The 10,862-nt window shown below is 62.4% G+C and carries 10 protein-coding genes; 5 read left to right on the top strand and 5 right to left on the bottom strand.

Features of this window, described 5'->3' with window-relative positions; genetic code table 11:
- Window positions 1-25: 25 nt before the first annotated feature.
- The 3 genes from IB265_RS02615 (at window position 26) to IB265_RS02605 (ending at window position 3,894) form a co-directional block, all read left to right on the top strand.
- Window positions 26-865 (top strand): SDR family oxidoreductase, encoded by an 840-nt coding sequence (locus tag IB265_RS02615; protein WP_057248160.1) that lies wholly within the window; start codon window positions 26-28, stop codon window positions 863-865.
- A gap of 97 nt (window positions 866-962) precedes the next feature.
- Window positions 963-2,555 (top strand): LTA synthase family protein, encoded by a 1,593-nt coding sequence (locus tag IB265_RS02610; protein WP_057248159.1) that lies wholly within the window; start codon window positions 963-965, stop codon window positions 2,553-2,555.
- Window positions 2,556-2,583: 28 nt separating this feature from the next.
- Entirely contained in the window at window positions 2,584-3,894 is a 1,311-nt protein-coding gene (locus IB265_RS02605; protein ID WP_057248158.1) for a capsule biosynthesis protein, read from the top strand.
- Window positions 3,895-3,930: 36 nt separating this feature from the next.
- Here the strand turns inward: IB265_RS02605 and IB265_RS02600 are convergent, their stop codons facing one another.
- On the bottom strand, window positions 3,931-5,103 hold the full coding sequence (locus IB265_RS02600) for an MFS transporter (RefSeq protein WP_192494616.1): 1,173 nt from the start codon (window positions 5,101-5,103) through the stop codon (window positions 3,931-3,933).
- 48 nt (window positions 5,104-5,151) lie between these two features.
- Between IB265_RS02600 and IB265_RS02595 the strand changes: the two genes are divergently transcribed.
- Window positions 5,152-5,676: an Lrp/AsnC family transcriptional regulator gene (locus IB265_RS02595; protein WP_057248156.1), complete on the top strand. Its 525-nt coding sequence runs from the start codon at window positions 5,152-5,154 to the stop codon at window positions 5,674-5,676.
- A 26-nt stretch (window positions 5,677-5,702) separates the two neighbouring features.
- On the opposite strand, the gene IB265_RS02590 is transcribed toward IB265_RS02595, so the two are convergent.
- From IB265_RS02590 to IB265_RS02580, 3 genes are all read right to left on the bottom strand, one after another.
- On the bottom strand, window positions 5,703-6,713 hold the full coding sequence (locus tag IB265_RS02590) for an SIS domain-containing protein (RefSeq protein WP_057248155.1): 1,011 nt from the start codon (window positions 6,711-6,713) through the stop codon (window positions 5,703-5,705).
- Between the two features lie 145 nt (window positions 6,714-6,858).
- Window positions 6,859-7,314 carry an Rrf2 family transcriptional regulator gene (locus tag IB265_RS02585; protein ID WP_057248154.1) on the bottom strand — a complete coding sequence of 152 codons (456 nt, stop codon included), beginning with the start codon at window positions 7,312-7,314 and terminating at the stop codon, window positions 6,859-6,861.
- 212 nt (window positions 7,315-7,526) lie between these two features.
- On the bottom strand, window positions 7,527-7,739 hold the full coding sequence (locus IB265_RS02580) for a hypothetical protein (protein WP_057248153.1): 213 nt from the start codon (window positions 7,737-7,739) through the stop codon (window positions 7,527-7,529).
- Window positions 7,740-7,878: 139 nt separating this feature from the next.
- Between IB265_RS02580 and IB265_RS37280 the strand changes: the two genes are divergently transcribed.
- A complete protein-coding gene (locus IB265_RS37280) occupies window positions 7,879-8,010 on the top strand; it encodes a hypothetical protein (protein ID WP_255570941.1) in 132 nt (43 codons plus the stop codon).
- A gap of 242 nt (window positions 8,011-8,252) precedes the next feature.
- Here the strand turns inward: IB265_RS37280 and secD are convergent, their stop codons facing one another.
- Window positions 8,253-10,790 carry a protein translocase subunit SecD gene (secD, locus tag IB265_RS02575; RefSeq protein WP_057248152.1) on the bottom strand — a complete coding sequence of 846 codons (2,538 nt, stop codon included), beginning with the start codon at window positions 10,788-10,790 and terminating at the stop codon, window positions 8,253-8,255.
- Window positions 10,791-10,862: the final 72 nt, after the last annotated feature.

Genomic DNA, 10,862 nt, shown 5'->3' with positions numbered 1-10,862 from the left:
AATTGCTCTTGAGCGGGATATCAGCATGACGCATGTGATCATCACCGGTGGCTCGAGCGGTATCGGATTTGCAGTTGCATCCATCTACGCGGCTCGTGGCGCCCGCGTCTCGCTGATCGCGCGCTCTCGAGACCTTTTGGAACGGGCGCAAGCAGACCTGGCCCGCTCAAGCGGGAGCAGCGCCGACAACATCAGGATCGAGGCTGCCGATGTTGCTGCGGAAAGCGATGTCGAGGCGGCGATCCTACGGTGCGAACAAGCCTTCGGTCCTTGCGACATCCTGGTGACATCGGCAGGTATCGTCGAGCCCGGCCGTTTCGAGGAACTCGACAGCGCTTCATTCCGACGCCAGATGGAAACCAACTTCTCCGGCACGGTGCACGCGGTCCGTGCTGTCTATGACGGCATGAAGCGGCGTGGCCATGGCCGGATCATGATGATCTCCTCCGGCGCCGGCCTCATCGGCATCTACGGCTATTCCGCCTATTGCGCGTCGAAGTTCGCGCTGCACGGCTTCGCCCAGGCGCTGCGCTCGGAAGCCTGCGCCCACGGCGTCAGCGTCTCCGTGTGTTTTCCGCCGGATACGGAGACACCCCAGTTTCAGCGCGAACTCGCAAGCCGTCCTCCGGAAGCGGCCAAAATCATGGGCACGGTCCGTCCCTGGCCTGCCGACGCCGTGGCGAAGACAATCGCCAAGGGCATCGACCGCGGGCGGTTCGAAATCTACTTCGGCACCACGCTCTTTCTCCTCGGCCGCTTCGCGCCGGCCATTCGTCCCTTGCTCAACTGGTGGTTCGACAGGGTGATTGCGCGCGGCGGCAACACCGCGACGCATAATAGTGGAGTGTCGGAGCGCCGGACCTGACGGCGCTTGTACGTCCAAGCGATAAGATCTAAGTGTCGGGCGGACGCTGTGCCGCATCAAGCGGCGTCGGCCGGCATGAAGACATGAAGGTTTCCGCTTGGCGTTGCTTCCCTTTCAGCTGCACGACTACCCAAGAACACTGACGCTCTGTTGTTACGTGCTCTCCTGTGCGGTGATCTTCTTTACCGATCGCTTTGCCCTGCCGAAGCGGGAGCGGCGCGCCCATCCCTCGCCCTTCGGGCGGACGCAGGATGTCGTCGATGCGGTTGCCCGCCTGCCGGTCATCGCGCTGGTCTTTGCAGGATTCTTCGCCGGCTCCTGGCGGCCGCTGTATGCCGCAGCCGGCACGATGAGCTTCTTCATCATCTTCACCGGCATTTCCCGCGCCAAGTTCAAGTTCATCCGCGAGCCGCTGATCTTTTCGGATATCGCGCTCGTCGTCGACGTCTTCAAGTACAAGACGATTTTCTATGCGAGTTCTTTAAACGTCGTCTTCTGGACCGTCGCCTTCCTCTATGTCTTCGGCGTGTCCGGCCTTTACATGTATTTCGAGCCGGCCATCCTGCCCGATCGCGGCAAGGCGTTCTGGATCCTGTTGATGCTCGGGATCGCCTACGGACCCTGGCTTCTGCTCTTCTACGGCCCGGTGAACCGCCCGACGGCGGCGCTGGTGCAAAGGCTGCTGAAAACACTCGACGTCAAGGTGAACACGGTGCGCTTCGGCACCTTCGGCTCGGTCGTGTTCCGCTTCATCGTCTGGCTCGGCGTGCGGCGTGAAAAGATCGTCGCGGAACTCTCCGAGATCGTCCGGGCCGCCGTGCATGATCTGATCGGCGACGACGGCTCGCCGCTGATCGTCGTCTGGCAATCGGAATCCTTCATCGACATGCGGCACTTCGGCGTCGATACGCTTGACATGCCGACCTTGGATCGGCTGCGGCGCGAGGCGGTGCAATGGGGTCGCCTCAGCAGCGTCTTCGAAGGCGGCTATACGCTGCGCACGGAATTCGCGGTCATCAGCGGCCTGGTGCCTGACGACATCCACGTCGACGCCAGCTACCCCTATCTCAGGGCCTCGCACTATGCCGACGTGGTCTGGCCGGGAAAGATGAAGCGCGCCGGCTGGAACACGCATTTCATCCATCCCTATGACCGCACCTTCTTTCTCCGGCACAAGGCGATGCCGCAACTCGGCTTTTCCAAGCTGACCATGCTCGACGGCTTCGACCATCGCCCCGAAAGAGACGGCCCCTACGTCTCCGACGAGAAGCTTGCGGCAAAAGTGATCGACGCATGCGAGAAGCTGCCGGAGGATGAAAACGGCTTCATCTTCGTTGCCTCCATGGCCAATCACGGCCCGTGGGAGCCGGGTCGCGTCGGTGATCTTACCAATCCCGTCGATATCTATCTGGCCATTCTCGAACAATCCGATGCGGCGCTGAACACGCTGAGCGAGCGGCTCGACAAGCTGGACCGCCCGGTCTGGCTCGTCTTCTACGGCGACCATGCGCCGCTGCTCAAATCCTTTGCCGATCCCTTCCCGGACCCGCGAACCGACTACCTGATCGTACCGCTTGCCAAGGCCAAGTCGTCTTCCCACAAGCCGGTGGAACCGAGTAGTGTCGAAGCCTGGAACTTGCTCGAGGCCCTGCTCAACCACGCCAACCTCAGAAAGGATACGCTGCGGTAGCGGCGCTCGACGGATGGAGAACGCTTCGATGACATCGACCGGGGCGGTCGATCGGCCAAGGCGACGGGTGTTCCTGTTCCTGCAAGGTCCTTCGTCGCCGATCTTCCGCAAGATCGCCGATCGGCTCGAAGCCATTGGCCACACCTGCCTGAGGATCAACCTCAATGTCGGCGACCAGATCATCTGGGGCCGCAAAGGTGCCTATAATTATCGCGGCACGGCGGCCGATTGGCCAGCCTATCTCGAGGCCTTCATCGCGCGCCATGGCATCACCGACATGCTGCTGCTCGGCGAGGAACGCGCCTACCACCAGGAAGCCACCACGGTCGCGCGGCGCAAGGGTGTCGCAGTCGCCATCGTCGAGATGGGGTATCTTCGGCCGGACTGGCTGACGCTCGAGCGCAACGGCATGTCCTCGAATTCGCATTTTCCGTCCGATCCGGCGCAGATCCTTGCGGCAGCAGCGGGCGTCCCGGAACCGGACTGGCGCAAGCACTATAGCCAGACGTTCCTCGCCGATGCGAGCTATGACCTGCTCTACAATCTGCCGAACGTCTTTCTCTGGTTCCTCTTCCCACACTATCAGCGCCACGCGATCTTTCATCCACTCGCCGAATATGCGGGCTGGGTCCGCCGGCTCCTGTCCGAAAAGCGGCGCAACGCGGAGGCCGAGGCGACCATTGCCAAACTGCTTTCTGCGGATGCGCCCTATTTCGTCTACCCGCTGCAGCTCGAAACCGATTTCCAGCTCAGGGCCCACTCACCCTTCCATAGCCAGAGGCAAGCGATTGCCGAAGTGCTGGCTTCCTTCGCCACCTTTGCCGCACGCGATGCACGCCTGGTCTTCAAGGTGCATCCGCTCGACAACGATCTGATCCCCTGGCGCAGGATCATCGAAGAACGAGCGGCAGCGTTCGACCTTCGCGGGCGCGTCTTCTATCTCGATGGAGGCAACCTCGATACGCTTGGGGAGGCAAGCGCAGGCATGGTCACGGTCAACTCGACGGCCGGTCTGCATGCCTTGAAGCAGGGGCGACCGGTGAAGGTGCTCGGCACGGCCTTGTTCGACATCGCCGGACTGACCGACCAGCAGCCGCTCGACGATTTCTGGCGTGCGCCGCAGGCGCCAGATCCGGATCTGGCGAACGCAATGTTCCGCCTGCTCGCCGCCTCGATCCAGGTACGCGGAAATCTTTATTCGCGCGCCGGAAGCGATGCCGGCGCCGAGGCGATCGCCACGCGGCTGAACGAGAACAGCCTCAACCAGCCAGGCGCCTTCGTGGACCCGCCACCACGCCGCAAGCCGCAAAAGCGGCCGAGGATCGCCTCCTCCGCGTGACGACGACTGACGTAACAGCGGGTCTGTTAAGCCAGACTACCGCCGCGCCGTCGCGACGGCGAAGGCCGCCAGGAGCATCAGGCCTGCCGCTGCCAAAGGCAGCACAAAGAAGGCTGCCCGGGCATAGGCTGCACCGAACCCGATCGTGCCGACAAAGAGCGCGATATAGGTGACGCCGCTGTTCAGCCCCATGATCGCGCCGCGCTTGGCGGGGTCGAGGCCGGTGAGCCGCATGATCAGCACATTCAGCCCGAAATGGTTGGCAAGCCCCCAAAGGAAGACGACGGCCAGCATGGCAGCGTAGGAGCCGCTCGCCACAGCCATGGCAACGTAGACGCCCGCGACCGCCAGGAAGATCAGCGGCAACAACCGGGCGGCGGCGAAACGATCGATCAGGCGGTCAAGAAAAGCGGCGGCGCCGAAACCGAATCCATAGGAAACGGCGATGAGACCGTTGGCGGTGACAGGCAGGCCGAGTGCGGCATGCAGGTGCTCGCCGATATAGGCATAGACGCCGTAGAAGGCGGCCATGAAGGCGGCGCAGGCGATCAAGAGCGGTGCAACGCCGGGAACACTCAATGCCGCCAGCGGTGATGTCGCTGTACCGGTGGCGCCTTCCTGCGCCGGCGCAAACTTGACCGCAGTGCAGGCGATCAACGTGGCGGCGGCGACAATGACATAGACCGTGCGCCAACCGGCAAAATCAGCGATCGCTGCCGATAGCGGCACGCCCGCCACCATGCTGAGCGTCCAGCCGGTCAGCACCAGGCCGATCGTCTCGCTCTCGCGTCCGGTCGGCGCAATGACCGAGGCCAGCGTATAGATCGAGGGAAGCGCAATGCCCGCGGCCAGACCGACGACGAGCTGGGCGGCAACCAGGAACGCAAGCGATGGCGCGAGCGCACTGCCGCCGAGCCCTGCAGCCAGAAGCAAGAGAGCCGCAGCCAACATGCGGCGCGGACCATGGCGATCGATGAAGCGGCCAAGGAAAACGGCGCTGACGGCCGTGCCCAGGCCAAAGACGGCAGAGGCCGTCATGACGGCGGGAACGTTGGCGCCAAGGCTTCGCGCCACCTCCGGCGCGATCGGCCCGAGGGCGAGGGAGTTGGAGCCGATGACGCCGATGCAGATGGTGAGCAGGTAGGCGAAGGGCGGGATACGTGCCCTGTCGACTGAACCGCTGGAAATGGATTGATTGATGTTCGTCATTGTCTCATGTTTGCAGAATGAAATTCAGCAGCAAGAGGAAACATCGGAATGGATCAAAATACAGATGACGTTCGGCGGAAGCGTCCACCGGAGCGCGACCTCGACGCGATGGACCGAAAACTATTAGGCGTGCTGGTCGAGGATGCGACGACGAGCTATGTCGAACTCGGTGAACGGGTCGGGCTTTCGCCACCGGCGGCGCATGAGCGTGTGAAGCGGCTCAGGCGATCAGGGGCGATCCGCCGCGTGGCAGCGCTGATCGATCCCGAGGCCGTCGGCAAGACGTTGCTCGCCTTCGTCCATGTCGACACGACCGGCTGGGGAAAGACACAGGCGCTGCTTGCCATCGAGGAATGCCCCGAGGTGGAGGAGATCCACTCGGTCGCGGGCGATACCTGCATGCTGCTCAAGGTCCGCACGGAAAGCACCCATGCGCTGGAAGGCCTGCTGGCGCGGCTCTACGACACGCCCGGCGTCAAGGCGACGCGCAGCTATGTGGTGCTTTCAACCTATCTGGAACGGCCGGTGCAGCCGGGCACGACGGGCGACTGGCCCGCCGTGGTCAAGGGTTAGGCAGCTTTCGCGAGGTGTACCAGCCCTCAGACGACGCCGGCGCGCAGCAGGTCGTGAATGTGCAGGATGCTGACCGGTGCTCCGCCATCGCCGACGACGAACAGCACCGTTACCTTGTGCTGCTGCATGAATTCCATGGCGCCACTCGCGAGCACGTCGCCACGGATCACCCGCGGATTGCGCGACATCACCGCCTCGACCGGTTGCTGGAGCAGATCGCCCGACATGTGGCGGCGCAGGTCGCCATCGGTGATCACACCGACAAGCTTGCCGGTGTCATCGACGATACCGACGACGCCGAAACCCTTCGACGACATTTCGATGAGGGCCTCGCTCATCGGGCGTCCCGTCTGGAGCAGCGGCATCTGGGCGCCCTCGTGCGCCAGTTCGCGGACCAGCCGCAACTGCGCGCCGAGCTTGCCACCGGGGTGGAATGTCTTGAAGTCTTCGGCCGAAAAGCCGCGCCGCTCCAGAAGGGCGATCGCCACCGCATCGCCGACGGCGAGCTGCAGCATTGCGGATGTCGTCGGCGCGAGGCCGTGCGGGCAGGCCTCCTGCACCTTGGGCAGCACGATCGGCACTTCGGAATTCCGCGCCAGCACGCTGTCGCGGTTGGCACAGATCGAGACGATCGGCACGTTGAAGCGCTTGGCATAGGTGAGCATGTTGGCGAGCTCGGCCGTCTCTCCCGACCACGAGAGCAGGATCAGCACGTCCTGCGAGGTGACCATGCCAAGGTCGCCGTGGCTCGCTTCGGTCGGATGCACGAAATAGGCCGAGGTGCCGGTCGATGCCAGCGTCGCAGCGATCTTGCGGCCGATATGGCCGCTCTTGCCGACGCCGGAGACGACGACACGCCCCTGGCTCTCGCCGATCAACTCGACGGCATCGACGACACTGCGGGCAAAAGCTTCGTCGGAGCCAAGGTGGTCAGTCAGCGCCTTAATGCCGACCATTGCCGTCGTCAGCGTCCGGCCGATCGACTCCAAAGCCGCAACCGCGGTGCGCTCATGCGCAGATGCTTGTCTCAAACCCATGATGACCCCGATCTTACGAAGACTTAAGTGGCAGGCTGCATCGCTGCCCGCCAGACCATTGACGGCAGATAAGCGCTTTTTCTTGGCAAACCAAGCCTTGGAAGCAGACTTCGGGGGAAAACTGGCGCGATCGGTGGCGTTTTCGTCAGCCGGCCCGCATTTCTTCGACAGTTTCGAGCGGCATCGACTTGTCGGCGGCGAATTCTTCAAGCGTCATCGAGTCGAGGATCGCAGCAACGGCGTCGCGCACCGTGGTCATCGATACCCGCACCTGACAGGTCTCGGGATCGTTGCAGTCCTCGCAGACCTCATAGGCCGTGCGGCTGGCACAGCGGATCGGTGCAAGCGGCCCGTCCAGCGTGCGGATCACATGACCAATGCGAATTTCGGCAGCGGGCCGCGACAGCGAATAACCGCCGCCCGGGCCCTTCTTCGAGCGCAGCATGCCGGCGTTGCGCAGTTCGAGCAGGATCGTGTCCAGGAACTTCTTCGGGATATTGTTGCGCTGGGCGATTTCGGTGATGAAGGCGGTCTCCCCCGGCTCCAGCCGTGCAAGATCGACCAAAGCCTTCAGACCGTATTTTCCCTTCTTCGTCAGCATTCCGGCACGCTTTCCCTGCGGCTCCCGATACGGGAATCATCCGCGCAAATGCAAATATATATTGGCATAGCACAAGAAACGTACTGCCAACATATAATTATAGTGGGGAATTGGCCGAAGTCGCGGCCACGCTTGCAGCGGAAGCAACGACGATTTTCAGATGTATCGGGCGGATGCGGGAGAAAAGCCGAAAACGACCTTTCTCACCCGCTTCATGCCGCTGCGCTGTGACCCCGCCGCTTCGCCGACACGGCCTGGTGGGCCAGCAGCTGGCGGATCGCGGCACGTGCTTCCTCGGCCGAGCCGAAGCGCTTCGCGTCCAGATCCCAGACGTGATACTTCACCGCCACGAACTTGAAGCGATCTTCATCCGGGACGACCACACCGACGGCTTCGCCGCCAAATTCGATAACTTGCTTGCTCATACAAATAACGCTCCTTCCACGCCGGAGGCGCGGAGACTTTCAATTTCGGCAAAAGATAAAGTTCGAGGGGTTCGACGGTCACATTCGGCAGAGATTGCGAATGTGACGTTTTTTCTCTGTTGCGCGACAAAGGAGACGCGTGCCGAAGAAGGCGGCGGTCGAGACGTTTCCGAACATGTCACTCTCCTTTGGCTGGCCCGGCATCAGCATGCCGGTGCGTTTGATGAACAACCGTGAGGCGGACTCCCCGCGTCACGTATTGGCAAACTAGAATAATCTACCAATTCCGTCAATTAAAAAGATGAAGATGCGAAAAATAATTCTCACCCTTCAAATCTTAGGGGGACGCGGACGCAAAATCCGTTCTCCCGCCCCGGAACCGGAGACCCTCGCTATCTAGGTAGCGAAGAATCAGTCTGCAAGGCACGAGGGGGATAAAGACAGCACATTCGGACAAAAAAGGGGCGGCCCGCCGGGCCGCCCCTTCACGTTTTGTATCCCGGGACCGCCGGATCACGCCGCCGGCGTGCCCGCCTGGGGCGTGGTGCTCGAACGAGACGCTTCGCGATCTTTCCACCAACGGTTCAGGAAGAGCAGGATCGGTCCGCCGATATAGATCGACGACGTGGTCGCAACGATCACGCCGAAAATCATCGGCCAGGCGAAGCTCTTGACCGCGTCGCCACCCCAGATCGCCATCGGCACCAGCGACAGGGCCGTCGCCATCGAGGTGAAGATGCATCGCGCGATCACCTGGTTGATGCTCATGTCGATCAGGTCGGAGAACGGCATCGACTTATACTTGCGGAGGTTCTCGCGCATGCGGTCATAAACCACGACCTTGTCGTTGACCGAGTAGCCGATCATCGTCAGCAGCGCGGCGATGGCCGTCAGGTTGAAGTCGATGCCCGTGAGCGCGAAGAAGCCGATCGTCTTGGTGATGTCCAGCAATAGAACTGCGATCGCGCCGACGGCGAAGTGCCATTCGAAGCGGAACCAGATGTAGAGCAGGATCGCCACCATCGCGAGACCGACGGCGAGGAAGCCCGAACGGGCAAGTTCGGTGCTGACGGTCGGTCCGACGACCTCGGTACGCTCGAAGGTCGCATCGGAGATTGTCTGGACTACGGTGTCCTTGATGCGGTTCAGTGCCGCCGTCTGCTCCTGCTCGCCGCCCGGCTGACGCTGAACGCGGATCAGAACCGACTTGTCCTGGCCGAACTCCTGCAGCGCCACTTCGCCGATGTTGAGCGCTTCGAGGTTGTGGCGCAGCGTCGGAAGGTCGAGCGTGTTCTTCGAGGTGGTTTCGACCTGAATACCGCCGACGAAGTCGATGCCGTAGTTGAGGCCCGGCGTGAAGAACAGCACCACCGAGCTAATCGACAGGAACGCCGACATCCCGATGGCGACGAAGCGGCCCTTCATGAAGGAGAAGGACGGAAGCTTCGGAACCTTGCCGAAGAGCGACGGAATTTCGAGCTTCTTCATCTTCCGGCGAACGACGACCTCACGCATCATCAGGCGTACGACGGTGATCGACGTGAACATCGAGATGATGATGCCGAGCATCATGGTGACCGCGAAGCCCTTCACCGGGCCGGAGCCGAAGGCGAACAGCAGCACGGTGCCCGAAAGCGTCGTGACGTTGGAGTCGATGATGGTTGCGTAGGCCTTGTTGAAGCCGATATCGAGCGCCTTCATCGCGCCGGCGCCGCCTTCCGTCTCTTCGCGAATACGCGCGTTGATCAGGATGTTGGCGTCCACCGCCATGCCGATGCCGAGAATGATACCGGCGATGCCGGGCAAAGTCAGCGTCGAGCCGAGCATGGCCAACAGCGCGATCGTCAGGATCGTGTGCAGCACCAGGCCGACATTGGCGATCATGCCCCATGCGCCGTAGAGCACGACCATGAGGGTAACCACGAGGGCGAAGCCGGCAAGGCCGGTATAGATGCCCATGCGGATGGAATCCGAGCCGAGGTTCGGGCCGACCGAGCGTTCTTCGATAACAGTCAGCGGTGCAGGCAGCGCGCCCGAGCGCAGGAGCGCTGACAGAACGGTTGCTTCCTGTGCGGTGAAATTGCCGCTGATCTGGCCATTGCCACCGATGATCGGCTCGCGGATGACCGGTGCCGTCAGAACCTTGCCGTCAAGCACGATCGCAAAAGGCCGGCCGACAGCGGCCTGGGTAATTTCCGCGAACTGGCGGGCACCCAGGGAGTCGAAGGTGAAGGAAACGATCGGCTCGTTGGTGCGCTGATCGAAGCCGGCCTTGGCATCGGCCAGCCGCTCGCCCGAAATCGCAACGCGACTTTCGACCGCATATTTGTTGTTGTCGTGCGCACCCGGCAGGATGTCGACGCCACGTGGTGCCGGCTGATTGGGATCCACAGTCTGGTCGACCATGTGGAAGCTCATCTGGGCTGTGGAGCCGAGAAGCTGGCGCAGTGCCGTCGGATCCTCGAGGCCTGGAAGCTGGACGAGGATGCGGTCGGAGCCGACGCGCTGGATCAGCGGCTCGGCAACACCGACGGTATCGACGCGCTGACGAATGATTTCCAGGCTCTGCTCAACCGCCTTGGTGGTGCGGTCGGCGAGGCCGGCCTCGGTCATGGCGACCGTGATGGTGTCGCCATCCTCGGTGACCGCGATATCGGAAGCCGAGCCGCCAAAGCCGAGCGTGCCAACCGGGGCAGCCAACTCTTTAAGCTTCGGCAGAACCTTCTCGCGGTCGGCAGCGTCTTCGATCTTGACCGTCACGGTGTCGCCGGCGATGCGGGCCGACGAAGCCGGAACGCGTTCGGCGCGCAGCGCCCGACGCGTATCGTCGAGTAAGGTTTCGAGGCGGGCCTTGCGCAGGCCGGCGGCGTCGACTTCGAGGACGAGGTGCGAACCGCCCTTGAGGTCGAGGCCGAGAGTCACCGGCTTGACCGGCAGCCAGGCGGCGAATTGTTCACGCTGTGCTGGCGTCAGCACGTTGGGAAGCGCCGCGACGCATCCGAAGATGATCACGGCGACATAGACGAGAATCGCCCATTTCGATGTACGCATGTTGTGGTTCCAAAAGAGCCTGCACGGGCACGGGGCGCGTCGTCAGGACTTTGTTTCATCAATGGCGGCGTA

The organism is Ensifer sp. ENS10, assembly GCF_014852025.1.
In the GTDB taxonomy this organism is placed as follows: domain Bacteria; phylum Pseudomonadota; class Alphaproteobacteria; order Rhizobiales; family Rhizobiaceae; genus Ensifer.
This window is presented reverse-complemented; position numbering and strand designations above follow the sequence as displayed.

What these genes read in the sequence shown, in the direction of transcription:
- IB265_RS02595 (WP_057248156.1), top strand. Translation starts at nt 5,152, where the DNA reads ATGGATCAAAATACAGATGACGTTCGGCGGAAGCGTCCACCGGAGCGC.
- IB265_RS02615 (WP_057248160.1), top strand. Translation starts at nt 26, where the DNA reads ATGACGCATGTGATCATCACCGGTGGCTCGAGCGGTATCGGATTTGCA.
- IB265_RS02590 (WP_057248155.1), bottom strand. Translation starts at nt 6,713, where the DNA reads ATGGGTTTGAGACAAGCATCTGCGCATGAGCGCACCGCGGTTGCGGCT.
- secD (WP_057248152.1), bottom strand. Translation starts at nt 10,790, where the DNA reads ATGCGTACATCGAAATGGGCGATTCTCGTCTATGTCGCCGTGATCATC.
- IB265_RS02585 (WP_057248154.1), bottom strand. Translation starts at nt 7,314, where the DNA reads ATGCTGACGAAGAAGGGAAAATACGGTCTGAAGGCTTTGGTCGATCTT.
- IB265_RS02600 (WP_192494616.1), bottom strand. Translation starts at nt 5,103, where the DNA reads ATGACGAACATCAATCAATCCATTTCCAGCGGTTCAGTCGACAGGGCA.
- IB265_RS02605 (WP_057248158.1), top strand. Translation starts at nt 2,584, where the DNA reads ATGACATCGACCGGGGCGGTCGATCGGCCAAGGCGACGGGTGTTCCTG.
- IB265_RS02580 (WP_057248153.1), bottom strand. Translation starts at nt 7,739, where the DNA reads ATGAGCAAGCAAGTTATCGAATTTGGCGGCGAAGCCGTCGGTGTGGTC.